20 protein-coding genes are annotated in these 23,383 nt (G+C 61.1%); 16 read left to right on the top strand and 4 right to left on the bottom strand.

Annotation, left to right across the window (positions count from 1 at the left end; translation table 11 throughout):
* Positions 1 to 4: 4 nt before the first annotated feature.
* The 7 genes from PSAKL28_RS06965 to PSAKL28_RS06995 all read left to right on the top strand — a co-directional run bounded on the left by PSAKL28_RS06965 (position 5) and on the right by PSAKL28_RS06995 (position 7,743).
* Entirely contained in the window at positions 5 to 529 is a 525-nt protein-coding gene (locus PSAKL28_RS06965; RefSeq protein WP_038608281.1) for a DUF2059 domain-containing protein, read from the top strand.
* Positions 530 to 544: 15 nt separating this feature from the next.
* Positions 545 to 844, top strand: coding sequence for a BolA family protein (locus PSAKL28_RS06970; protein ID WP_038608283.1), 300 nt, complete (start codon positions 545 to 547; stop codon positions 842 to 844).
* 108 nt (positions 845 to 952) lie between these two features.
* Positions 953 to 1,891: an oxygen-dependent tRNA uridine(34) hydroxylase TrhO gene (gene trhO / locus PSAKL28_RS06975; protein ID WP_038616289.1), complete on the top strand. Its 939-nt coding sequence runs from the start codon at positions 953 to 955 to the stop codon at positions 1,889 to 1,891.
* Between the two features lie 3 nt (positions 1,892 to 1,894).
* Complete coding sequence (locus PSAKL28_RS06980) at positions 1,895 to 2,527, top strand: DsbA family protein (protein WP_038608285.1); 633 nt, start codon at positions 1,895 to 1,897, stop codon at positions 2,525 to 2,527.
* Positions 2,520 to 4,352 carry an ABC transporter ATP-binding protein gene (locus PSAKL28_RS06985; protein WP_038608287.1) on the top strand — a complete coding sequence of 611 codons (1,833 nt, stop codon included), beginning with the start codon at positions 2,520 to 2,522 and terminating at the stop codon, positions 4,350 to 4,352. Before PSAKL28_RS06980 ends, PSAKL28_RS06985 begins: the two co-directional genes overlap by 8 nt.
* A 110-nt stretch (positions 4,353 to 4,462) precedes the next feature.
* Positions 4,463 to 6,919 carry an EAL domain-containing protein gene (locus PSAKL28_RS06990; protein ID WP_038608289.1) on the top strand — a complete coding sequence of 819 codons (2,457 nt, stop codon included), beginning with the start codon at positions 4,463 to 4,465 and terminating at the stop codon, positions 6,917 to 6,919.
* Between the two features lie 71 nt (positions 6,920 to 6,990).
* Complete coding sequence (locus tag PSAKL28_RS06995) at positions 6,991 to 7,743, top strand: iron-containing redox enzyme family protein (protein ID WP_371261992.1); 753 nt, start codon at positions 6,991 to 6,993, stop codon at positions 7,741 to 7,743.
* A 2-nt stretch (positions 7,744 to 7,745) separates the two neighbouring features.
* On the opposite strand, the gene PSAKL28_RS07000 is transcribed toward PSAKL28_RS06995, so the two are convergent.
* The 4 genes from PSAKL28_RS07000 to PSAKL28_RS07015 all read right to left on the bottom strand — a co-directional run bounded on the left by PSAKL28_RS07000 (position 7,746) and on the right by PSAKL28_RS07015 (position 11,362).
* The gene (locus tag PSAKL28_RS07000) at positions 7,746 to 8,486 is read right to left on the bottom strand and encodes a YciK family oxidoreductase (protein WP_038608293.1); all 741 of its coding nucleotides are present in this window, start codon (positions 8,484 to 8,486) and stop codon (positions 7,746 to 7,748) included.
* 108 nt (positions 8,487 to 8,594) lie between these two features.
* Positions 8,595 to 9,266, bottom strand: a complete 672-nt coding sequence (gene mupP, locus PSAKL28_RS07005; RefSeq protein ID WP_038608295.1) for an N-acetylmuramic acid 6-phosphate phosphatase MupP — start codon at positions 9,264 to 9,266, stop codon at positions 8,595 to 8,597.
* A gap of 2 nt (positions 9,267 to 9,268) precedes the next feature.
* A complete protein-coding gene (ubiG, locus tag PSAKL28_RS07010; RefSeq protein WP_038608297.1) occupies positions 9,269 to 9,967 on the bottom strand; it encodes a bifunctional 2-polyprenyl-6-hydroxyphenol methylase/3-demethylubiquinol 3-O-methyltransferase UbiG in 699 nt (232 codons plus the stop codon).
* A gap of 63 nt (positions 9,968 to 10,030) precedes the next feature.
* Complete coding sequence (locus PSAKL28_RS07015) at positions 10,031 to 11,362, bottom strand: TRZ/ATZ family hydrolase (RefSeq protein ID WP_038608299.1); 1,332 nt, start codon at positions 11,360 to 11,362, stop codon at positions 10,031 to 10,033.
* Positions 11,363 to 11,471: 109 nt separating this feature from the next.
* Between PSAKL28_RS07015 and mtnA the strand changes: the two genes are divergently transcribed.
* From mtnA to PSAKL28_RS07060, 9 genes are all read left to right on the top strand, one after another.
* Entirely contained in the window at positions 11,472 to 12,548 is a 1,077-nt protein-coding gene (gene mtnA, locus PSAKL28_RS07020; protein WP_038608301.1) for an S-methyl-5-thioribose-1-phosphate isomerase, read from the top strand.
* A gap of 279 nt (positions 12,549 to 12,827) precedes the next feature.
* The gene (gene gyrA / locus PSAKL28_RS07025) at positions 12,828 to 15,455 is read left to right on the top strand and encodes a DNA gyrase subunit A (protein ID WP_038608303.1); all 2,628 of its coding nucleotides are present in this window, start codon (positions 12,828 to 12,830) and stop codon (positions 15,453 to 15,455) included.
* 99 nt (positions 15,456 to 15,554) lie between these two features.
* Positions 15,555 to 16,640, top strand: a complete 1,086-nt coding sequence (gene serC, locus PSAKL28_RS07030) for a 3-phosphoserine/phosphohydroxythreonine transaminase (RefSeq protein ID WP_038616290.1) — start codon at positions 15,555 to 15,557, stop codon at positions 16,638 to 16,640.
* A complete protein-coding gene (pheA, locus tag PSAKL28_RS07035) occupies positions 16,640 to 17,734 on the top strand; it encodes a prephenate dehydratase (RefSeq protein ID WP_038608305.1) in 1,095 nt (364 codons plus the stop codon). The genes serC and pheA overlap by 1 nt, the downstream gene beginning before the upstream one ends.
* 44 nt (positions 17,735 to 17,778) lie before the next feature.
* Positions 17,779 to 20,019 (top strand): bifunctional prephenate dehydrogenase/3-phosphoshikimate 1-carboxyvinyltransferase, encoded by a 2,241-nt coding sequence (locus tag PSAKL28_RS07040; RefSeq protein ID WP_038608307.1) that lies wholly within the window; start codon positions 17,779 to 17,781, stop codon positions 20,017 to 20,019.
* 2 nt (positions 20,020 to 20,021) lie between these two features.
* Entirely contained in the window at positions 20,022 to 20,702 is a 681-nt protein-coding gene (gene cmk / locus PSAKL28_RS07045) for a (d)CMP kinase (protein ID WP_371261993.1), read from the top strand.
* A gap of 125 nt (positions 20,703 to 20,827) precedes the next feature.
* The gene (gene rpsA / locus PSAKL28_RS07050) at positions 20,828 to 22,504 is read left to right on the top strand and encodes a 30S ribosomal protein S1 (RefSeq protein WP_038608311.1); all 1,677 of its coding nucleotides are present in this window, start codon (positions 20,828 to 20,830) and stop codon (positions 22,502 to 22,504) included.
* A 261-nt stretch (positions 22,505 to 22,765) separates the two neighbouring features.
* Entirely contained in the window at positions 22,766 to 23,062 is a 297-nt protein-coding gene (ihfB, locus tag PSAKL28_RS07055; protein ID WP_038608312.1) for an integration host factor subunit beta, read from the top strand.
* A gap of 24 nt (positions 23,063 to 23,086) precedes the next feature.
* Entirely contained in the window at positions 23,087 to 23,320 is a 234-nt protein-coding gene (locus PSAKL28_RS07060; protein WP_038616293.1) for a lipopolysaccharide assembly protein LapA domain-containing protein, read from the top strand.
* The last annotated feature ends 63 nt before the right edge of the window (positions 23,321 to 23,383 follow it).

The following is a 23,383-nucleotide window of genomic DNA, read 5'->3' on the forward strand; positions in this document are numbered from 1 at the left end:
TACGATGACCCGTCTTCGCGCCCTTTGCACTGCTGTTGCGCTGGTCTGCGCCAGCGGCCAGGTGCTTGCCGATACCGCCAGCCACAACGCCAGTGCTGAAAAATTCCTCATGATGGCGCACGCTGACAAGCTTGGCACCCCGGTCTACATGCAGGTGCAACAGATGTTTGCCCAGCGTTTCGAGCAGACCAAGGCCCCGGCCTCGAAAAAATCCGTGCTCGACAGCTACCAGGCCAAGGCCAACGCGGCCCTCGACCAGGCCATCGGCTGGAACAAGCTCAAGCCCGACATGGTCAAGCTCTACACCAGTACCTTCAGCGAAAGCGAGCTCAAGGACCTGGTAGCCTTCTATCAGTCGCCACTGGGCAAGAAAGTCCTGGAAAAAATGCCGCAGGTTACCCAGCAGTCGGCCCAGCTGACCCAGCAGAAGCTGGAAAGCGCTGTACCGGTGGTCAACAAGCTGCTGGCTGACATGACCAAGGAACTCGACCCGAACGCTGGCAAGGCTGCCGCGCCAGCGAAGAAGTAATACGCGGAGCCGTCCATGTCCATGCAGCAAAAGATTGAACAGAGCCTGGCCGCGCTGGCGCCGCAGCACCTCTCGGTGCTCGACGAAAGCCACATGCACAGCCGTGGGCAAGAAACCCACTACAAGGCCGTGCTGGTCAGCGAACAGTTCGAAGGCCTGAACAGCGTCAAGCGTCACCAGAAGGTCTACGCCACCCTGGGTGAGCTGATGGGGCAGTTCCATGCCCTGGCCCTGCACACCTATACCCCCGAAGAGTGGCAGAAGGTCGGCGCAGCGCCAGCTTCACCCACCTGCGCAGGTGGCAGCAAACACTGATTTCATCGTCAGGTTTTTGTTAGAATGTGCAACGCGCCGCTCGTCGGCGCGTTTTTTATTGTCATCCGGTCCGCCCTTTACGAGGGTGACCACCTGGAGATTTACTGCATGACCCAAGCTATCGTCGTGGCGGCGCTGTACAAATTCGTCACCCTGAAAGATTACGTCGAGCTGCGCGAGCCGCTGCTCGAAAGCATGATGGCCAACGGCATCAAAGGCACTTTGTTGCTGGCCGAAGAGGGCATCAACGGCACTGTATCCGGTACCCGTGAAGGTATCGACGGCCTGCTGGCCTGGCTGCGCAGCGATGCCCGCCTGGTGGATATCGACCACAAGGAATCCTACTGCGACGAACAGCCGTTCTATCGCACCAAGGTCAAGCTCAAGAAAGAGATCGTCACCCTCGGCGTGCCGGGCGTGGACCCGAACTACAAGGTCGGGACCTATGTCGAGCCGCAGGACTGGAACGCGCTGATCAGCGATCCCGAGGTGCTGCTGATCGACACCCGCAACGACTACGAAGTGGCGATTGGCACCTTCGAAGGCGCGATCGACCCGAAAACCACGACGTTCCGTGAGTTCCCCGAGTACATCAAGGCCAACTTCGACCCGGCGCGGCACAAGAAAGTCGCGATGTTCTGCACCGGCGGCATCCGTTGCGAAAAAGCCTCCAGCTACATGCTCGGTGAAGGTTTCGAAGAGGTCTATCATCTTAAAGGCGGGATCCTGAAATACCTCGAAGAGGTACCGCAGGACGAAAGCCGCTGGCAGGGCGACTGCTTCGTGTTCGACAACCGGGTCACTGTGCGTCACGACCTGACCGAAGGCGACTACGACCAGTGCCATGCCTGCCGTACCCCGATCAGCGTCGAAGACCGTGCGTCCGAGCACTATTCGCCTGGTATCAGCTGCCCGCATTGCTGGGACAGCCTGAGCGAAAAGACCCGGCGCAGTGCCATCGACCGGCAGAAACAGATCGAGCTGGCCAAGGCCCGCAACATGCCGCACCCGATCGGCCACAACTACCGCAAAGCTGCCGAGGCCTGATAGATGTCCGCACGCTTGCTCTATGTGATGGACCCGATGTGCTCCTGGTGTTGGGGCTTTGCGCCAGTAGCGAAAGCCCTGATTCAACAGGCGCACGAAGCCGGGATCGACACCCAGCTGGTGCCCGGTGGCTTGCGCACCGGCAGCAGCGCGCTGGACGCCTCGACCCGCGGCTACATCCTTGAGCATTGGCAAGCGGTCAACCAAGCCACTGGCCAGCCCTTCACCCTCGAAGGGGCGATGCCGGACGGTTTTGTCTATGACACCGAGCCTGCCTGCCGCGCCCTGGTAGCGGCCCGTGGGCTTGACCGGCAACGTACCTGGGCGTTGCTCGCAGCGATCCAGCAGGCGTTCTACCAGGGCGGTGAAGATGTCACCCGCGCGCCTAAACTGGTGGAGCTGGCCGAGCAGGTCGGCTTTGAGCGGTCGGCGTTTGCCGAGCGTTTTGCCAGTGCCGAAGTGCGCGCGGCCACGGCCTCCGATTTCACCTGGGTACAGGATCTGGGGATTGCCGGGTTCCCGACCTTGCTGGCCGAGCGTAACGGCCAGCTGGCGTTGCTGACCAACGGCTACCAGTCGCTCGACGCGTTAAGCCCGCTGCTCGGCCGCTGGCTGCAGCAGGCCGCCTGTGCTTGATCTGCCTGGGTCACCCGACCCTGTGCCGGGGCCTGCCCCGGTTGTTGCCGATCGCCTGAGCTGGGCGGAAATCCGCCGCCTGGCCCTGCACCATAAAAAAGCCCTGTGGATCGCCAACGGCGTTGCGGTGCTGGCGGCGCTGTGCAGCGTGCCGATCCCCTTGTTGCTGCCGTTGCTGGTCGATGAAGTCTTGCTCGGGCATGGCGATGCCGCGCTCAAGTGGATGAATCAGCTGCTGCCGGACAACTGGCAAGTGGCGGCCGGTTACATCGGCCTGATGCTGGTGCTGACCCTGTGCCTGCGTTGTGCTGCCTTGGCCTTCAACGTGGTGCAGGCCAAACTGTTCGCAGGCCTGGCCAAGGACATCGTCTATCGCCTGCGCATCCGCCTGATCGAGCGGCTCAAGCGCATCTCCCTGAAGGAATACGAAAGCCTGGGCAGCGGCACGGTGACCACGCATCTGGTTACCGACCTGGACACCCTGGACAAGTTCGTCGGCGAGACCCTGAGCCGGTTCCTGGTCGCCATGCTGACCCTGACCGGCACAGCGGCGATCCTGATGTGGATGCACTGGAAGCTGGCGTTGCTGATCCTGTTGTTCAACCCCGTTGTGGTCTTTGCCACGGTGCAGTTGGGCAAGCGGGTCAAACACCTGAAAAAGCTGGAAAACGACAGCACCTCACGCTTTACCCAGGCGCTGACCGAAACCCTCGACGCAATCCAGGAAATTCGTGCCAGCAATCGCCAGGGCTATTTCCTCGGCCGCCTCGGTTTGCGTGCCCAGGAAGTGCGCAACTATGCGGTGGCGTCGCAGTGGAAGAGCGATGCCAGTGGCCGTGCCAGTGGTCTGTTGTTCCAGTTCGGCATCGATATCTTCCGCGCTGCGGCGATGCTGACCGTGCTGTTCTCCGACCTGTCGATCGGCCAGATGCTGGCGGTGTTCAGCTACCTGTGGTTCATGATCGGCCCGGTCGAGCAACTGTTGAACCTGCAGTACGCCTTTTATGCCGCGGGCGGTGCGCTGAGCCGGCTCAACGAATTGCTGGCGCGTGCCGACGAGCCGCAGTACCCCGGTGGTGTCGATCCGTTCAAAGGGCGTGACACAGTGGGCCTCGAAGTGCAGGGATTGCGCTTTGCCTATGCCGACGAGCCGGTGCTCGATCAGTTGAACCTGTCCATCGCGCCGGGCGAAAAAGTCGCCATCGTCGGCGCCAGCGGTGGTGGCAAGAGCACCCTGGTGCAGTTGCTGCTCGGGCTCTACAGCGCGCAGGCCGGCACCATTCGCTTCGGTGGCTCGACCTTGCAGGAGATCGGCCTGGAAACCCTGCGCGAGCATGTCGCGGTGGTGCTGCAGCATCCGTCGCTGTTCAACGACACGGTACGCGCCAACCTGACCATGGGCCGCGACTGCAGCGACGAAGCTTGCTGGCAGGCGCTGGGCATTGCCCAGCTCGAAAGCACGATTGCCGCATTGCCGCGCGGCCTGGACACCGTGGTCGGTCGCTCGGGCGTACGCCTGTCCGGAGGCCAGCGCCAGCGTCTGGCGATTGCGCGGATGGTGCTGGCCGAGCCCAAGGTGGTGATTCTCGACGAGGCCACCTCGGCGCTGGACGCGGCCACTGAATACAACTTGCATCAGGCCCTTGCGCGTTTCCTCAGTGCGCGTACCACCTTGATCATTGCCCACCGCCTGTCTGCAGTGAAGCAGGCCGACCGGGTGCTGGTGTTCGATGGCGGGCATGTGGCCGAGGATGGCGACCATCAGCAACTGATTGCCGATGGCGGTTTGTACGCCAAGTTGTATGGTCATTTGCAACAGAGTTGAAGGCAAAGTGCTGAGTAATTGAGAAAAGCTCTCCAGTATTGAGAGCAAATAGCCTAGGCTGTGCGTTTATAAGAATAGAGATTCATTCGGCTCTGTGTGCAAGGGACCTCATGAAGCGAAAACGGACTCTCGAAGCCCCGAACCTGTTGGGCATCATCTGGCCATTTGTGGCCGTGGTGTTGTTTCAGGCATTGTTGGGCGGGATCAGCCTGTACGCCTTGTCGGCGGTGCGTGGTTATGTGGCGGGGGAGAGCCTCTGGTCCAAGGGACAGAAAGACGCGATCTACTACCTCAACCTGTACGCCGATAGCCGCGACCAGGCCGTCTTCCAGAAGTATCAGAAATCCTTTGCCGTACCGCAGGGCGGGCATGAATTGCGCGCGGCCCTGGATTTGCCTGTCCCGGACCTGGAGGCTGCACGACGAGGCATTCTTCAGGGCGGCAACCACCCTGACGACGTTTCCAGCCTCATCTGGCTGTACCTGAACTTTCGCCAGGTCAGCTACCTGGAAAAAGCCATTGAGCTGTGGGCGGTGGGCGATGGTTTCCTCAGCCAGCTCGACGAGGTCGCCCGGCAGATGCACGCAGGCTTTCGCTCGGGCACCGCTGATGCTGATGACGTAGCCGAATGGAAAGCGCGCATTGCCACCATCAACGACGGTGTAACACCGGCCGCCCGGGCGTTCAGCGACGCATTGGGAGAAGGTTCGCGGATGCTGTTGCGAGTGCTTTTGGTGACCAACCTGGCCACTGCACTGTTCCTGATTGCCCTGGCCTGGATGCGTTCCAGCAAGTTGCTGGCCCAGCGCCAGGCCTTTGCCAACGCCCTGGAGGTGGAAAAGGAGCGGGCGCAAATTACCCTGGAGTCGATTGGCGACGGCGTCATCACCACCGACGTCGAAGGCTGCATCGCCTACATGAACCCGGCAGCCGAACAGCTGACCCACTGGCACGCCGCCCAGGCCCATGGCTTGCCGTTGGCGGCACTGTTCAGCCTGCTTGACGAAAATGCCGAGAAAGACGGCCTGACTCTGGTCGAGCGCATCCTCAGCGGTGGCCTCAAAGGCGGCAGCGAACACACCAAGCTGATCCAGCGCCTGGATGGCAGTACCGTGTCGGTGACCCTGGTGGGCGCGCCGATCATGGCAGACGGCAAGATCAGCGGTATCGTCCTGGTCCTGCATGACATGACCCAGGAGCGTCAGTACATCGCCAACCTGTCCTGGCAGGCGACCCATGATGCGCTCACTGGCCTGGCCAACCGCCGCGAGTTTGAGTATCGCCTGGAGCTGGCGCTCAATACCCTGGCGCGTAAACCGGCGCGGCACGCCTTGATGTTCCTCGATCTCGATCAATTCAAACTGGTCAATGACACCTGCGGGCATGCGGCCGGTGATGAGCTGCTCCGCCACATCTGTGCCGTGCTCCAGGCCGGACTGCGCGAAGGTGACACCCTGGCGCGGCTGGGCGGTGACGAGTTCGGCATCCTGCTGGAGAATTGCCCGCAGGAACAGGCCGAGCGTATCGCTGAAAGCCTGCGTCAGGCCGTTCAGAGCCTGCATTTCGTCTGGAAAGGGCGGCCGTTCATGACCACCGTGAGCCTGGGGTTGGTGCACATCGCTCAGGCGCCCACCACCCTTGAAGCCTCGTTGCGGGCCGCTGACATGGCCTGCTATATGGCCAAGGAGAAGGGCCGTAATCGCGTGCAGGTGTACCATGCCGACGACAGCGAGTTGTCCATGCGCTTTGGCGAGATGGCCTGGATTCAACGCCTGCATGTGGCCCTGGAAGAAAACCGCTTCTGTCTGTATGCCCAGGAAATCGCCGCCCTCGGGCCCGATGACGGTGCCGGTCACATCGAGATCCTCCTGCGCCTGCAGGATGAAAACGGGCGGATCATTCTTCCGGACAGTTTCATTCCGGCCGCCGAGCGCTATGGCTTGATGACCGCGCTGGACCGTTGGGTGGTGCGTAGCGTGTTCACGGTCATTCGCCAGTGCCTCGACGAGCAGCGCGACGGCCCGCTGGCCATGTGCGCGATCAATCTGTCTGGCAGCAGTATCGGTGACGACAAGTTCCTCGATTACCTGCGGCGGCTGTTTGGTGAGTTTGCCATTCCGCCCCAGATGATCTGTTTCGAGATCACCGAAACCAGTGCAATTGCCAATCTCGGCAGCGCCATACGCTTCATCAATGAACTCAAAAGCCTGGGGTGCCGGTTCTCGCTGGATGACTTCTGTGCCGGGATGTCGTCGTTCGCGTATTTGAAACATTTACCCGTAGACTTCCTGAAAATCGACGGAAGTTTCGTCAAGGATATGCTCGACGACCCGGTTAATCGGGCTATGGTTGAAGTCATCAACCACATCGGCCATGTCATGGGCAAACGCACCATTGCCGAGTTCGTCGAAACGCCGTTGATCGAACAGGCCCTGCAGGAAATCGGCGTCGATTACGCCCAGGGGTACCTGATCGAGCGGCCGCAGGTGTTCACCTGCGACAGCTTGCAACGCCAACGGATTACGGCCAGGCCCCTGCTGTTCAAGGCCCCCGGGACCTTTCGCTGACGATCCGCACGATAATCACAAGGAACAAGGAGCTGACAGTGATTGACGCGTTTATCCGTACCGGTCCATTGATGGACCCCACCAGTTACCCGCTCTGGGCCCAGCAGCTGATCAAGGATTGTCATGAGAGCAAGCGCCGGGTAGTCGAACACGAACTTTATCAGCGCATGCGCGATGGCCGGCTCAGTGCTCGCACCATGCGCCAGTACCTGATTGGCGGCTGGCCGGTGGTCGAGCAGTTCTCCCTGTACATGGCCAAGAACCTGACCAAGACCCGCTACGCACGCCATCCCGGCGAAGACATGGCGCGGCGCTGGTTGATGCGCAACATCCGTGTCGAGCTCAATCATGCCGACTACTGGCTGTACTGGAGCCAGGCCCATGGCGTCAGCCTCGAGGACCTGCAGGCCCAGGACGTACCGACCGAACTCAACGCCCTGAGCGACTGGTGCTGGCATACCTGTGCAGCGGATTCACTGGTGGTGGCCGTCGCAGCGACCAACTACGCAATCGAAGGGGCAACCGGTGAATGGTCGGCGGTGGTGTGCTCGACGGGCGTCTATGCCCAGGGCTTTCCAGAGGAAGGTCGCAAGCGCGCCATGAAGTGGCTGAAGATGCATGCCCAGTACGACGACGCCCACCCGTGGGAGGCGCTGGAAATCGTCTGTACCCTGGCCGGTAACAACCCGTCGCAGGCGTTGCAGGCTGAGCTGCGCCGGGCTGTGTGCAAGAGCTACGACTACATGTACCTGTTCCTTGAGCGCTGCATGCAGCTGGAACAGCGCCAGCCCGCCCGTGTCCAGGCGGAACTGGTCGAGGGCTGAGCTTACTGGGCGTTGAACGCCTGGCCGTTGATGCCAGTGCTGTCCGGGCCCATCAGGTACAGGTACACCGGCATGATCTGCTCGGGCAGCGGGTTGTTTTCCGGGTTTTCGCCCGGATAGGCCTGGGCGCGCATGCTGGTGCGGGTGGCGCCCGGGTTGATGCTGTTGGCGCGCACCGGCGCCACGCCTTCGAGTTCGTCGGCGAGGGTTTGCATCAGACCCTCGGTAGCGAACTTCGACACCCCATAAGCACCCCAGTAGGCCCGGCCTTTGCGTCCGACGCTGCTGGAGGTGAAGATCACCGACGCATCCTGGGACAACTTGAGCAGCGGCAGCAGGGTGCTGGTGAGCATGAACATGGCATTGACGTTGATCTGCATCACGCGCATGAAGTTGTCGCCGGACAACTGCTCCAGCGGCGTGCGCGGGCCGATGATCGAGGCATTGTGCAGCAGGCCGTCGATGTGGCCGAACTCGCTTTCGATCATCGCTGCCAGTTCGTCGTACTGATGCGGCAGGGCGGTTTCCAGGTTGAACGGGATGACCGCAGGCTTTGGATGGCCGGCCGCTTCGATCTCGTCGTAGACCTGGCTCAGGTTGGCTTCGGTCTTGCCCAGCAACAGCACGGTCGCGCCATGGGCGGCGTAGGCCTTGGCGGCCGCTGCGCCGATTCCGCGACCAGCGCCGGTGACCATGATGGTCCGGCCTTTGAGCAGATCGGGGCGGGCGGAGTAATCGAACATGGGGTTACCTCGTGAAAATAGGGTGACTTTTTTCGCGGGGCAAGCCCGCTCCCACAGGTTCTACATGACCTCGGTGGGAGCGGGCTTGCCCCGCGATCCTTGTCGAAATCAGCAGCCGCAAAGCGCGCTATCAAGCACCTTTCGCAGCTCCAGCGGATGATCGACCACCACATCCGCACCCCAGTTGTTGGGGTTGTCATCCGGATGAATATAGCCGTAGCGCACCGCTGCAGTACGGGTGCCGGCATCGCGGCCAGACTCGATGTCGCGCAGGTCGTCACCGACGAACAGGACGCTGGCCGGATCCAGGTTCAAGGTCTTGCAGGCGAGGATCAGCGGCTCGGGGTCCGGCTTGCTGTTCTTCACATGATCCGGGCAGATCAACAGAGCGGAGCGCTCGGCCAGGCCCAGTTGCTGCATGATCGGTTCGGCGAAACGCACCGGCTTGTTGGTCACCACGCCCCAGATCAGGTTGCCTTTCTCGATATCGGCCAGCAGCTCGGCCATGCCGTCGTAGAGCTTGCTGTGTACCGCGCAGCCCTGCTGATAGCGCTCAAGGAACTCCAGGCGCAAGGCTTCGAACTCCGCAGCCTCGGGATCGAGGTTGAAAGTGACCGAAACCATCGCCTTGGCACCGCCAGACACCACGTCGCGGATGCGCTGGTCGTCGACGGCAGGCAGGCCACGCTCGGCGAGCATCGCCTGGCAGATGGCAATGAAGTCCGGCGCCGTGTCGAGCAGGGTGCCGTCCATGTCGAAAAGTACTGCTCTCAGGCGCATGCTCATTCCTCGCGCAGGGTCTGGATCATGTAGTTGACGTCGACGTCGTTGGCCAGCTTGTAGTGCTTGGTCAGCGGGTTGTAGGTCAGGCCGATGATGTCCTTGACGTTCAGGCCGGCCTCGCGGCTCCAGGCACCCAGCTCGGAAGGGCGGATGAACTTCTTGAAGTCGTGGGTGCCGCGCGGCAGCAGCTTCATGATGTATTCGGCGCCGATGATCGCGAACAGGTAAGCCTTGGGGTTGCGGTTGATGGTCGAGAAGAACACCTGGCCGCCCGGCTTGACCATGCGGTAGCAGGCGCGGATCACCGATGAAGGGTCAGGCACGTGCTCGAGCATTTCCAGGCAGGTGACCACGTCGAACTGCTCGGGCATTTCTTCGGCCAGGGCTTCGGCGGTGATCTGCCGGTATTCGACTTCTACCCCGGATTCGAGCTGGTGCAGCTGGGCCACGGCCAACGGTGCTTCGCCCATGTCGATGCCGGTCACGGTGGCGCCACGCTGGGCCATGGCTTCGCTGAGGATGCCGCCGCCGCAGCCGACGTCGAGCACCTTCTTGCCGGCCAGTTTGACCCGTTCGTCGATCCAGTTGACCCGCAGCGGGTTGATGTCGTGCAGCGGCTTGAACTCGCTTTCTCGGTCCCACCAACGGTGGGCCAGGGCTTCGAACTTGGCGATTTCGGCGTGGTCGACGTTGCTCATGGAACGGTCCTCTGAAACTTTGATTAAAGGTGTCACGGGCCGGCAGCCGCGGCTGCCGGCCGGTTATTCGCTGCGCTCGCCGATCCGCTGGCCCCAGGCGCAGGCGGCGGCATGCAGTGCCTGTTCGTCCATGCGGGTCAGGCGGCGCTCGTCGAGCAGTTGCTTGCCGGCGACCCAGACGTGCTTGACGCAGTCGCGGCCGCTGGCATAGATCAGTTGTGAAACCGGGTCGTAAATCGGTTGCTGGGCCAGGCCGGAAAGGTCGAAGGCTACCAGGTCGGCGGCCTTGCCCACTTCCAGCGAACCGGTCAGCGTCTCCAGGCCCAGCGCCCGGGCACCGTTGAGGGTGGCCATGCGCAGTGCCCGGTGGGCATCCAGCGCGGCGGCCGAGCCGGCCACAGCCTTGGCCAGCAGGGCGGCGGTGCGGGTTTCGCCAAGCAGGTCGAGGTCGTTGTTGCTGGCTGCACCATCGGTACCCACCGCCACATTGACTCCGGCCTGCCACAGGCGTTCGACCGGGCAGAAGCCGCTGGCCAGCTTGAGATTGGATTCCGGGCAATGCACCACGCTGGTGTTGCTTTCTACCAGCAGTGCCAGGTCTTCGTCGCTGACCTGGGTCATGTGCACCGCCTGCAGGCGCGGGCCGAGCAGGCCCAGGCGGGCGATGCGGGCCAGCGGGCGCTCACCGCGGGTGGCCAGCGATTGCTCGACCTCGAAGGCGGTTTCATGCAGGTGCATGTGAATCGGTGCGTCGAGCTCTTCGGCAATGACCCGGATCTTCTCCAGGTTCTCGTCGCTCACCGTGTAGGGCGCATGCGGGCCCATGGCCACGGTGATGCGCGGGTGATGACGCAGGTCGCTGAACAGTTCGATGCCCAGGTGCAAGGCTTCTTCGGTGTTGCGCGCGCCCGGGATCGGGAAATCCAGCAGCGGCACGGCGATTTGCGCGCGGATGCCGCTGTTGTGCACCCGTTCGCTGGCGATCTTGGGGAAGAAGTACATGTCGGCAAAACAGGTGATGCCGCCTTTGATCTGCTCGGCAATGGCCAGGTCGGTGCCATCGCGAACGAAATCTTCATCGACCCAGCGACCTTCGGCAGGCCAGATGTGCTCTTCCAGCCAGGTCATCAGCGGCAGGTCGTCGGCCAGGCCGCGGAACAGGGTCATCGCCGCGTGGCCGTGAGCGTTGATCAGCCCTGGGCTGAGCAGGCAGCCTGGCAGCTCGCGGGTTTCGGTGGCGACGAAGCGCTCGGCCTCGGCCCTGGGGCCGATGAAAACAATCTGCCCGTCGCGAATGCCCAGGCCATGATCCTTCAATACCACCCCGGCAGGTTCGACAGGCACCAGCCAGCTAGGCAGGAGCAGCAGGTCGAGCGGCGTAGCGGGTTTGGGCATGGCGGGATTTCCCTGAGACACTTGGGCTGAGGGCGAAGTATACCCGAGCGTCTACGCCAGGGGCTCGCTATAATCGTACGCTTTTGATGTCCGAATGATGGGGTGAGGCATGCGCGATCAACTGCTGGCAGCAGAGAAGGTGAAAGCCATCGATTGGCGTGATGGCATCCTGTACCTGCTCGATCAGCGCGTTTTGCCGTTCGAACAGACCTGGCAAGCCTGCACCGATGTCGCCGCAGTGGCCCAAGCCATTCGCTCGATGGTGGTGCGCGGTGCGCCGGCCATTGGTATCAGTGCTGCCTATGGCCTGGCCATGGCGGTGCGTCAGCGCCTGGCCGAAGGCGACGACTGGGAAATGGCCCTGGAAGAGGATTTCGAGCTGTTGTTCAACTCCCGCCCGACCGGCGCCAACCTGTTCTGGGCGCTCAATCGCATGCGTGAGCGCTTGTTGCGGCTCAAGGCGGGCGATGACGTTGCGGCAATCATGGCCGCCGAAGCGGTTGCCATCCATGACAGTGATCGCGAGGCCAACCTGACCATGGCCCAGCTGGGTGTCGAACTGATTCGCAAACACCAGGGCAACGAACAGGCCTTGCTGACCCACTGCAACACCGGCGCCCTGGCCACCGGCGGTTTCGGTACCGCCTTGGGGGTGATCCGCGCCGCCTATCTGGAAGGCATGGTCGAGCGGGTCTATGTCGACGAAACCCGGCCATGGCTGCAGGGTTCGCGCCTGACCGCCTGGGAATTGGCCGAGGCAGGCATCCCGGTAACCGTCAATGCCGACGCCGCCGCTGCCCATCTGATGAAGACCAAGGGCATCACCTGGGTCATCGTCGGCGCGGACCGGATCACGGCCAATGGTGATGTAGCCAACAAGATCGGTACTTACCAGCTGGCCGTCAATGCCATGCACCACGGCGTGCGCTTCATGGTGGTGGCGTCGAGTTCGAGTATCGACATGAACCTGGAAAGCGGCGAAGACATCCAGCTCGAAGAGCGGAGCGTCAGCGAGCTGCTGGAGGTTGACGGCAAGCCGCTGGGTGCCGGGGTCGAGGCGGTCAATCCGGCATTCGACGTGACACCGGCCGATCTGATCGATGTGATCGTGACCGAGAAAGGCATCGTCGAGCGTCCGGATACGGTGAAGATGGCACAATTGATGTGTCGCAAGCGTTTGCATTGAGTCATTGGCTCGCGCTTGCGGCCTGCTGGAGCGGCTGGCGGGCGTTACTGACGAGCAGTAGGGTAGTAGTGCCGCAGCCCACTCCCACCGTCTGGGCGATTGTGGTAACATCCGACGGTTTCCAAGGTAGCCCCGTAGGGCTGTCTTTACTGCGCAGATCCATGGCTTAACTCGTTGATTTGTCGTAAGTCGTTGCAAGGAGTCACTTTGCAGCGGCGAGCTTCGTTCGTCCCATATGGATGTGACGAGGTTTCACCAGAAAAAGGAATCAGGCTTCTCATGGGCGAACTGGCCAAAGAAATCCTCCCGGTCAATATCGAAGACGAACTGAGACAGTCCTACCTCGACTACGCGATGAGCGTCATTGTCGGGCGTGCACTGCCCGATGCGCGTGATGGCTTGAAGCCCGTGCATCGCCGCGTTCTGTATGCGATGAGCGAACTGGGTAACGACTGGAACAAACCGTACAAGAAATCCGCCCGTGTGGTCGGTGACGTGATCGGTAAGTACCACCCGCACGGTGATACCGCGGTCTACGACACCATCGTCCGGATGGCCCAGCCGTTCTCGCTGCGTTACCTGCTGGTCGACGGCCAGGGCAACTTCGGTTCGGTGGACGGCGACAACGCCGCAGCCATGCGATACACCGAAGTGCGCATGACCAAGCTGGCCCATGAACTGCTGGCGGACCTGCACAAGGAAACCGTCGACTGGGTGCCCAACTACGACGGCACCGAGCAGATCCCGGCGGTCATGCCGACCAAGATCCCCAACCTGCTGGTCAACGGTTCCAGCGGTATCGCCGTGGGCATGGCGACCAACATTCCGCCGCACAACCTCGGTGAAGTCATCGACGGCTGCCTGGCGCTGATCGACAACGCCGACATTACGGTCGATGAACTGATGGAGTTCATCCCGGGCCCGGATTTCCCGACCGCCGCGATCATCAACGGCCGCCAGGGCATCATCGAAGCCTACCGTACCGGCCGCGGCCGCATTTATATGCGTGCGCGCTCCACCATCGAAGATATCGACAAGGTCGGTGGCCGCCAGCAGATCGTCGTTACCGAGCTGCCTTACCAGCTTAACAAGGCGCGCTTGATCGAGAAGATCGCCGAGCTGGTCAAGGAAAAGAAACTCGAAGGCATTACCGAGCTGCGCGACGAGTCCGACAAAGACGGTATGCGTATCGTCATCGAGCTGCGTCGTGGTGAGGTACCTGAGGTCATCCTCAACAACCTCTACGCCCAGACCCAGCTGCAGGCGGTTTTCGGCATCAACATCGTTGCCCTGATCGACGGCCGTCCGCGGGTCCTGAACCTCAAGGACCTGCTCGAGGCGTTCGTTCGCCACCGTCGCGAAGTGGTTACCCGTCGCACCGTGTTCGAGCTGCGCAAGGCCCGTGAACGTGGTCACATCCTTGAAGGTCAGGCGGTTGCCCTGTCCAACATCGACCCGGTCATCGCCCTGATCAAGGCTTCGCCGACCCCGTCGGAAGCCAAGGAAGCGCTGATCAGCACGCCGTGGGAATCCAGTGCCGTGCAGGTCATGGTCGAGCGCGCCGGTGCCGACTCCTGCCGTCCGGAAAACCTCGACGAGCAGTACGGCCTGCGTGACGGCAAGTACTTCCTGTCGCCGGAACAGGCCCAGGCCATTCTCGACCTGCGTCTGCACCGCCTGACCGGCCTTGAGCACGAGAAGCTGCTGGCCGAGTACCAGGAGATCCTCAACCAGATCGGTGAGCTGATCCGCATCCTCAACAGCGCCGAGCGCCTGATGGAAGTGATCCGCGAAGAGCTGGAACTGATCCGCGCCGAATACGGCGACGTGCGCCGCACCGAAATCCTCGATGCGCGCCTGGACCTGACCCTGGGTGACATGATTCCGGAAGAAGACCGGGTTGTGACCATCTCCCACGGCGGCTACGCCAAGACCCAGCCGCTGGCTGCCTATCAGGCTCAGCGTCGCGGCGGTAAAGGCAAGTCGGCTACCGGCGTCAAGGACGAGGACTACATCTCGCACCTGCTGGTCGCCAACAGCCACACCACGCTGCTGCTGTTCTCCAGCAAGGGCAAGGTGTACTGGCTCAAGACCTACGAAATTCCCGAAGCCTCCCGTGCTGCGCGAGGTCGACCGCTGGTCAACCTGCTGCCGCTGGACGAAGGCGAGTACATCTCGACCATGTTGCCGGTCGAGGAGTACACCGAAGGTCACTTCATCTTCATGGCCACCGCCAACGGTACCGTGAAGAAGACCCCGCTGGAGTCCTTCAGCCGTCAGCGCAGCGTCGGTCTGATCGCGCTGGAACTGGACGAAGGCGACGTGCTGATTTCCGCGGCCATCACCGATGGCGAGCGTGAGGTCATGCTGTTCTCCGACGCCGGCAAGGTCACTCGATTCAAAGAGTCCGACGTCCGCGCCATGGGCCGTACCGCCCGTGGTGTGCGCGGCATGCGTCTGGCCGAAGGGCAGAAGCTGATCTCGATGATCATTCCGGAGGAGGGCAGCCAGATCCTCACCGCCTCCGAGCGTGGTTATGGCAAGCGTACCGAAATCGGCGAGTTCCCTGAGTACAAGCGTGGTGGCCAGGGCGTTATCGCCATGGTCAGCAACGAGCGTAACGGTCGCCTGGTCGGTGCCGTGCAGGTGCAGGACGGCGAGGAAATCATGCTGATTTCCGACCAGGGCACCCTGGTCCGTACCCGTGTCGGCGAGGTCTCCAGCCTGGGTCGTAATACCCAGGGCGTGACCCTGATCAAGCTGGCCAGCGACGAGACCCTGGTGGGTCTGGAGCGGGTCCAGGAGCCATCCGAAGAGGAAGGCGACGAGGACTACGAGGCCGATGCTGACGCCGTTGAATCACCAGAGGCCCAGGCCGCTGGCGACGAAGAGGCGCCGCAGGAATAACCTATACAGTAGCGTAACCCTGGTGGGGTAGCCGGCGTGGTGCAGTCTTCGCGCCGCCCGGCTGGCCCCACGGACATCATGAGCAGAGCGAGAGTGGATGTGAGCAAACGAGCCTTTAACTTCTGCGCAGGCCCTGCTGCGCTTCCCGACGCTGTCCTGCAGCGCGCCCAGGCCGAAATGCTGGACTGGAATGGCAAGGGTTTGTCCGTGATGGAGATGAGTCACCGTAGCGACGACTACGTGGCCATTGCCGAGAAGGCCGAGCAGGACCTGCGCGACCTGATGTCCATTCCCGCCAACTACAAGGTGCTGTTCCTGCAGGGGGGTGCGAGCCAGCAGTTCGCCGAAATTCCGCTGAACCTGCTGCCTGAGAATGGTACTGCCGACTATATCGAAACCGGTATCTGGTCGAAGAAAGCCATTGAAGAAGCTCGTCGCTTTGGCAACATCAACGTTGCTGCCAACGCCAAATCTTCCGATTACCTGAGCATTCCCGGTCAAAACGAGTGGAACCTGACGCCGGGCGCTGCCTATGTGCACTATGCCTCGAACGAGACCATCGGTGGTCTGCAGTTCGACTGGGTGCCGCAGACCGGTGATGTGCCGCTGGTGGTCGACATGTCTTCGGACATCCTTTCGCGTCCGGTCGACGTCTCCGACTTCGGCCTGATCTATGCCGGCGCCCAGAAAAACATCGGCCCGAGCGGCCTGGTGGTGGTGATCGTGCGTGAAGACCTGATCGGTCGTGCCCGCAGCAGCTGCCCGACCATGCTCGACTACAAGGTCGCGGCCGACAACGGTTCGATGTACAACACGCCGGCTACCTACTCCTGGTATCTCTCGGGCCTGGTCTTCGAGTGGCTCAAGGAGCAGGGCGGTGTTGAGGCGATGGAGAAGCGCAATCGCGCCAAGAAAGACCGTCTGTACGGCTTTATCGACAGCAGCGACTTCTACAGCAACCCGATCAGCGTCAATGCCCGTTCGTGGATGAATGTGCCGTTCCGTCTGGCCGACGAGCGCCTGGACAAGGCCTTCCTCGCCGGTGCTGATGCCCGTGGCTTGCTCAACCTCAAAGGCCACCGTTCGGTGGGCGGCATGCGTGCCTCGATCTACAACGCCCTGGGCCTGGACGCCGTGGAAGCGCTGGTAGCCTACATGGCGGAATTCGAGAAGGAGCACGGCTGATGTCGGAGCAGGAACTCAAGGCGCTGCGGGTGCGCATTGACAGCCTCGACGAGAAAATCCTCGAGCTGATCAGTGACCGTGCCCGCTGCGCGCAGGAAGTGGCGCGGGTCAAGACCGCGACCCTGGCTGAAGGCGAGGCGCCGGTGTTCTACCGGCCCGAGCGCGAGGCGCAGGTGCTCAAGCGCGTGATGCAGCGCAACCAGGGGCCGTTGGGCAACGAAGAAATGGCCCGTCTGTTCCGCGAAATCATGTCCTCCTGCCTGGCCCTTGAGCAGCCGCTCAAGATCGCCTACCTGGGGCCTGAGGGTACCTTTACCCAGGCCGCGGCGATGAAGCACTTCGGTCACGCCGTGATCAGCAAGCCGATGGCGGCCATCGACGAGGTGTTCCGCGAAGTGGCGGCCGGCGCCGTCAACTTCGGCGTGGTGCCGGTGGAAAACTCCACCGAAGGTGCGGTCAACCACACCCTCGACAGCTTCCTTGAGCACGACATGGTCATCTGTGGCGAAGTCGAGCTGCGTATTCACCACCACCTGCTGGTGGGTGAAAACACCAAGACCGACAGCATCAGCCGCATTTACTCTCACGCCCAGTCCCTGGCGCAGTGCCGCAAATGGCTGGACGCCCACTACCCGAACGTCGAGCGCGTTGCGGTGTCGAGCAATGCCGAGGCGGCCAAGCGGGTCAAGGGTGAGTGGAACTCGGCGGCTATCGCCGGTGACATGGCTGCAGGTCTGTATGGGCTCACGCGTTTGGCCGAGAAGATCGAAGACCGTCCGGACAACTCCACGCGCTTCCTGATGATCGGTAACCAGGAAGTGCCGCCGACCGGCGACGACAAGACTTCGATCATCGTCTCCATGAGCAACAAGCCGGGCGCCTTGCACGAGTTGCTGGTGCCGTTCCACGAGAACGGTATCGACCTGACCCGTATCGAGACCCGTCCGTCGCGCAGCGGTAAATGGACCTACGTGTTCTTCATCGATTTCATCGGCCATCATCGCGATCCGCTGATCAAGGCCGTGCTGGAGCAAATCAGCCAGGAAGCCGTGGCCCTCAAGGTGTTGGGGTCTTATCCCAAAGCGGTACTCTGAGGCAATGAATGGCGTGCATGCAGATTTGAATAGGGTCCTGCTCCGTGGTTGAAGTCGTGGTAAACAAGGTCGAGCCGCTTATCGGTCGTCTGGTGGTGGTCGGTCTCGGGCTCATTGGCGGCTCGTTCGCCAAGGGCCTGCGCGAAAGCGGCTTGTGCCGCGAGGTGGTCGGTGTCGACCTGGATCCGCAGTCGCGCAAGCTGGCGGTGGAGTTGGGGGTGGTCGACCGCTGTGAAGAGGACCTGGCTGCTGCCTGTATTGGCGCTGATGTCATTCAGCTGGCCGTGCCGATCCTGGCCATGGAAAAGCTCCTGGCTCGCCTGGCGCAACTTGACCTTGGGCGTGCGGTGCTCACCGACGTCGGCAGCGCCAAGGGCAATGTGGTGCGTGCGGCGCGTGAGGCATTTGCCGAACAGCTGGCGTACTTTGTGCCCGGGCACCCGATTGCCGGTTCCGAGCAGAGCGGGGTGGAAGCCTCCAATGCTGCCTTGTTCCGACGCCATAAAGTAATTCTCACGCCATTGGCTGAAACCGACCCGCAGGCTCTGGCGCTGGTCGATCGGCTCTGGCGTGCGCTGGAGGCCGATGTCGAGCACATGCAGGTCGAACGCCATGACGAAGTCCTGGCTGCGACCAGCCACCTGCCACATTTGCTGGCCTTTGGCCTGGTCGATTCCCTGGCCAAACGCAATGAAAACCTGGATATCTTCCGTTACGCTGCCGGAGGTTTCCGCGATTTCACAAGAATCGCCGGAAGCGACCCGGTCATGTGGCACGACATATTTCTCGCCAACCGCGAAGCTGTTCTGCGCACACTCGATACATTTCGCAGCGATCTCGACGCCTTGCGCGACGCGGTCGATGCAGGGGATGGGCATCAATTGCTGGGCGTTTTCACACGCGCCCGGGTTGCCCGCGAGCATTTCAGTAAAATCCTGGCCCGCCGGGCCTATGTGGACGCTATGAACTCCAACGACCTGATTTTCCTGGCAAATCCTGGTGGCCAACTGTCTGGCCGAATTCGCGTACCAGGCGACAAATCGATTTCCCATCGCTCGATCATGCTGGGCTCCCTGGCCGAAGGCACCACTGAAGTCGAAGGCTTCCTTGAGGGTGAAGACGCACTGGCGACCCTGCAGGCTTTCCGCGACATGGGTGTGGTCATCGAAGGCCCGCACCATGGTCGGGTGACCATTCACGGCGTTGGCCTCAATGGTCTGCAGCCACCGCCGGGTCCGATCTACCTGGGTAACTCCGGTACTTCGATGCGCCTGCTGTCCGGCCTGCTTGCTGCGCAGCCGTTCGACACCGTGCTGACCGGCGATGCCTCGCTGTCCAAGCGTCCGATGAACCGTGTCGCCAATCCCCTGCGGGAAATGGGCGCGGTGATCGAGACTGCCGCTGAAGGCCGTCCACCGATGACCATTCGTGGTGGCCATGTGCTCAAGGCGCTGACCTACACCCTGCCAATGGCCAGTGCCCAGGTTAAGTCCTGCCTGCTGCTGGCAGGTCTGTACGCCGAAGGCAAGACCACGGTTACCGAGCCGGCGCCAACCCGTGACCATACCGAGCGCATGCTGCGTGGTTTCGGCTACAGCGTTAACGTTGACGGCCCGACTGCCTCCCTGGAGTCCGGCGGCAAGCTCACCGCGACCCATATCGAAGTGCCAGCCGACATCTCCTCGGCGGCGTTCTTCCTGGTTGCGGCTTCGATTGCCGAGGGTTCGGAGCTGGTGCTCGAGCATGTCGGGATCAACCCGACCCGTACCGGCGTGATTGATATCCTCAAGCTGATGGGCGGCGATATCACCCTGGAAAACCAGCGTGAAGTCGGCGGTGAGCCTGTAGCGGACCTGCGCGTGCGTGGCGCGAGGCTCAAGGGTATCGAGATCCCTGAACATCTGGTGCCACTGGCTATCGACGAGTTCCCTGTGCTGTTCGTTGCTGCAGCCTGCGCCGAAGGCCGTACCGTACTGCGTGGCGCCGAAGAGCTGCGGGTCAAGGAATCCGACCGCATCCAGGTCATGGCCGATGGCCTGCTGACCCTGGGTGTGAAGTGCGAACCGACCCCGGACGGCATCATCATCGACGGCGGTCCGATCGGTGGTGGTGAAGTGCACGGGCATGGCGACCACCGTATCGCCATGGCGTTCAGCGTCGCCTCGCTGCGCGCTTCGGCACCGATCCGTATCCACGACTGCGCCAACGTCGCTACTTCTTTCCCGAACTTCCTGGCGCTGTGCGCTGAAGTCGGGATTCGTGTTGCAGAAGAGGGCAAGTCGTGAACATGAAAGCACCGGTCATCACCATCGACGGTCCAAGCGGTTCGGGTAAGGGCACCGTTGCTGGTATTTTGGCGCGTGAGCTCGGCTGGAAGCTGCTGGATTCGGGGGCGCTGTATCGCTTGCTGGCCTTCGCTGCCGGCAATCACGGCGTTGACCTGACCAACGAAGAACTGTTGGTCAAGCTGGCTGCGCACCTGGATGTGCAGTTCATCGCCGCGGAGCCGGGCAAGCTGCAACAGACTATTCTTGAAGGTGAGGATGTCAGTAATGTCATCCGTACTGAAACGGTAGGTGCCGGGGCTTCCGTAGTTGCTTCGCTGCCCGCTGTGCGTGACGCATTGCTGCAACGCCAGCGGGCGTTTCAGGAAGCACCGGGGCTGATTGCCGACGGTCGCGACATGGGCACGGTGGTGTTCCCTGACGCGCCTTTGAAGGTTTTTCTGACCGCCAGCGCCGAGGAGCGGGCGCGCCGTCGTTACTTGCAGTTGAAGGCGAAAGGCGAAGATGTTAGTCTGTCGAGTCTGCTAGATGAGATTCGTGCGCGTGATGAGCGCGACACCCAGCGCGCAGTGGCCCCGCTCAAACCGGCGGCCGATGCGATTCAGCTGGATTCCACGGAGTTGTCCATCGAGCAGGTGTTGGAACGCATCAAGAGCGAGCTCGCCCTGCGCGATATCGCCTGATGACCAGGGAAGCAGGCAGGGGCACCAGTCAACGTCCTGTCAGCTTTCCTTTATATGAACGAAACCCACATTGTCTGGAATGTGGCTGATGGGCGTATGTTTCGCCCTTATTTACAGGAATTAAAATGAGCGAAAGCTTTGCAGAACTCTTTGAAGAAAGCCTGAAAACCCTCAATCTTCAGCCGGGTGCGATCATCACCGGTATCGTTGTCGACATCGACGGCGACTGGGTTACCGTACACGCTGGCCTGAAGTCCGAGGGCGTCATCCCGCTCGAGCAGTTCTACAACGAAGCTGGCGAGCTGACCATCAAGGTCGGTGACGAAGTTCACGTTGCGCTGGACGCGGTCGAAGACGGCTTTGGCGAAACCAAACTGTCCCGTGAAAAAGCCAAGCGCGCCGAGTGCTGGATTGTTCTGGAAGCAGCTTTCGCCGCCGAAGAAGTGGTCAAGGGCGTTATCAACGGTAAGGTTAAAGGCGGCTTCACTGTCGACGTTAACGGTATCCGTGCGTTCCTGCCGGGCTCCCTGGTTGATGTCCGCCCAGTGCGCGACACCACCCACCTGGAAGGCAAAGAGCTGGAATTCAAGGTTATCAAGCTGGACCAGAAGCGCAACAACGTTGTCGTTTCCCGTCGCAGCGTCCTGGAAGCCGAAAACAGCGCCGAGCGCGAAGCTCTGCTGGAATCGCTGCAGGAAGGCCAGCAGGTCAAAGGTATCGTCAAGAACCTCACCGACTACGGCGCATTCGTTGACCTGGGCGGCGTTGATGGCTTGCTGCACATCACCGACATGGCCTGGAAGCGTATCAAGCACCCATCGGAAATCGTCAACGTTGGTGACGAGATCGATGTCAAGGTTCTGAAGTACGATCGCGAGCGTAACCGTGTATCCCTGGGCCTGAAGCAACTGGGTGAAGACCCATGGGTTGCTATCAAAGCTCGTTACCCAGAAAGCACCCGCGTCATGGCGCGTGTTACCAACCTGACCGACTACGGCTGCTTCGCAGAGCTGGAAGAAGGCGTGGAAGGTCTGGTACACGTTTCCGAAATGGACTGGACCAACAAGAACATCCACCCTTCGAAAGTCGTACAAGTCGGCGACGAAGTGGAAGTCATGGTTCTGGACATCGACGAAGAGCGTCGTCGTATCTCCCTGGGCATCAAACAGTGCAAGTCCAACCCATGGGAAGACTTCTCTGGCCAGTTCAACAAGGGCGACAAGATCTCCGGCACCATCAAGTCGATCACCGATTTCGGTATCTTCATTGGTCTGGACGGCGGCATCGACGGTCTGGTTCACCTGTCCGACATCTCCTGGAACGAAGTGGGCGAAGAAGCCGTACGTCGCTTCAAGAAGGGTGACGAGCTGGACACCGTGATCCTGTCCGTAGATCCAGAGCGTGAGCGTATCTCCCTGGGTATCAAGCAACTGGAAGACGATCCGTTCTCCAACTACGTTGCTGTCAACGACAAAGGCGCTATCGTCAAAGGTATCGTTAAAGAAGTTGACGCCAAGGGCGCTATCATCACCCTGGCCGACGACATCGAAGCCACTCTGAAAGCTTCCGAAATCAGCCGTGACCGCGTTGAAGACGCGCGTAACGTCCTGAAGGAAGGCGAAGAGATCGAAGCCAAGATCATCAGCGTTGACCGTAAGAGCCGTGTCATCAGCCTCTCCATCAAGTCGAAAGACGACGCTGAAGAGAAAGAAGCTATCCAGAGCCTGAAAGAAACTGCTCCGGAAGCTGCTGATACCACCATGGCCGCGCTGCTGCGTCAGGCAATGGCCAAACAGAACTAAGTTCTGCTTGGATCAAAAAAAGGGCGACTTCGGTCGCCCTTTTTTGTGCCTGCGATTTGCCGCTGTCCTAGGTTGCGTTTACCGCTGTAACCCTTGTGCTGGCTGGCTTTGGCAAGGTTACAGGCAAAGTGCCATGTTTTTTCCTTGAAGGGGCAATACAAGAAACCTTGATTAAGTCAATAACCACCCTGTTCAAATCCCTCAGGTCATGCTAAAAACAATGAAGCAATGATCTAGCTGCTTGATAAAGAAGGGAAAAATATGACGAAGTCGGAGCTGATCGAACGTATTGTCACCCATCAAGGGCTGCTCTCATCCAAGGATGTCGAGCTGGCCATCAAGACTATGCTTGAACAGATGTCTCAGTGCCTGGCGACTGGAGATCGCATCGAGATCCGTGGCTTTGGTAGCTTTTCTTTGCACTACCGTGCACCGCGGGTAGGGCGCAACCCCAAGACCGGCCAGTCGGTCAGTCTCGATGGCAAGTTCGTGCCGCATTTCAAGCCGGGCAAGGAGTTGCGGGATCGGGTGAACGAGGAAGAAGAACACGACGTTTGATTGCGTCTGTTGCAGGGGTGGCGTGTGCGGAACTTTAAGCGGTTACTGTGTGTCTTATTCATCCTCGTGGTCGTTCTCGGGGTTCTGTTTTTTGTCCTGGAAAATCAGCAGCCAGTGGCGCTGGTGTTCTTGGGGTGGTCGTTGCCACAGCTTCCGGTTTCCATTTTTGTGCTAATGGCACTGCTGGTGGGGTTGGTCGTGGGGCCGATTCTGGGTTTTATCGTTGCGAAGCGACGGCCCAGGCTAAAAAACGGTTAGGTGGAAAGGTGTTGCCAATGGCGGTAGCGCTTCCAGGCTTCTCGCCGGATTCAGGTTGTCGTT

The organism is Pseudomonas alkylphenolica, assembly GCF_000746525.1.
GTDB classification, from domain to species: Bacteria; Pseudomonadota; Gammaproteobacteria; order Pseudomonadales; family Pseudomonadaceae; genus Aquipseudomonas; species Aquipseudomonas alkylphenolica.

Excerpts from the sequence above, each read along its gene's own strand:
- PSAKL28_RS06965 (WP_038608281.1), top strand. The coding sequence starts at position 5 with ATGACCCGTCTTCGCGCCCTTTGCACTGCTGTTGCGCTGGTCTGCGCC.
- PSAKL28_RS06970 (WP_038608283.1), top strand. The coding sequence starts at position 545 with ATGTCCATGCAGCAAAAGATTGAACAGAGCCTGGCCGCGCTGGCGCCG.
- trhO (WP_038616289.1), top strand. The coding sequence starts at position 953 with ATGACCCAAGCTATCGTCGTGGCGGCGCTGTACAAATTCGTCACCCTG.
- PSAKL28_RS06980 (WP_038608285.1), top strand. The coding sequence starts at position 1,895 with ATGTCCGCACGCTTGCTCTATGTGATGGACCCGATGTGCTCCTGGTGT.
- PSAKL28_RS06990 (WP_038608289.1), top strand. The coding sequence starts at position 4,463 with ATGAAGCGAAAACGGACTCTCGAAGCCCCGAACCTGTTGGGCATCATC.
- PSAKL28_RS06995 (WP_371261992.1), top strand. The coding sequence starts at position 6,991 with ATGGACCCCACCAGTTACCCGCTCTGGGCCCAGCAGCTGATCAAGGAT.
- PSAKL28_RS07000 (WP_038608293.1), bottom strand. The coding sequence starts at position 8,486 with ATGTTCGATTACTCCGCCCGCCCCGATCTGCTCAAAGGCCGGACCATC.
- mupP (WP_038608295.1), bottom strand. The coding sequence starts at position 9,266 with ATGCGCCTGAGAGCAGTACTTTTCGACATGGACGGCACCCTGCTCGAC.
- ubiG (WP_038608297.1), bottom strand. The coding sequence starts at position 9,967 with ATGAGCAACGTCGACCACGCCGAAATCGCCAAGTTCGAAGCCCTGGCC.
- PSAKL28_RS07015 (WP_038608299.1), bottom strand. The coding sequence starts at position 11,362 with ATGCCCAAACCCGCTACGCCGCTCGACCTGCTGCTCCTGCCTAGCTGG.
- mtnA (WP_038608301.1), top strand. The coding sequence starts at position 11,472 with ATGCGCGATCAACTGCTGGCAGCAGAGAAGGTGAAAGCCATCGATTGG.
- gyrA (WP_038608303.1), top strand. The coding sequence starts at position 12,828 with ATGGGCGAACTGGCCAAAGAAATCCTCCCGGTCAATATCGAAGACGAA.
- pheA (WP_038608305.1), top strand. The coding sequence starts at position 16,640 with ATGTCGGAGCAGGAACTCAAGGCGCTGCGGGTGCGCATTGACAGCCTC.
- cmk (WP_371261993.1), top strand. The coding sequence starts at position 20,022 with ATGAAAGCACCGGTCATCACCATCGACGGTCCAAGCGGTTCGGGTAAG.
- rpsA (WP_038608311.1), top strand. The coding sequence starts at position 20,828 with ATGAGCGAAAGCTTTGCAGAACTCTTTGAAGAAAGCCTGAAAACCCTC.
- ihfB (WP_038608312.1), top strand. The coding sequence starts at position 22,766 with ATGACGAAGTCGGAGCTGATCGAACGTATTGTCACCCATCAAGGGCTG.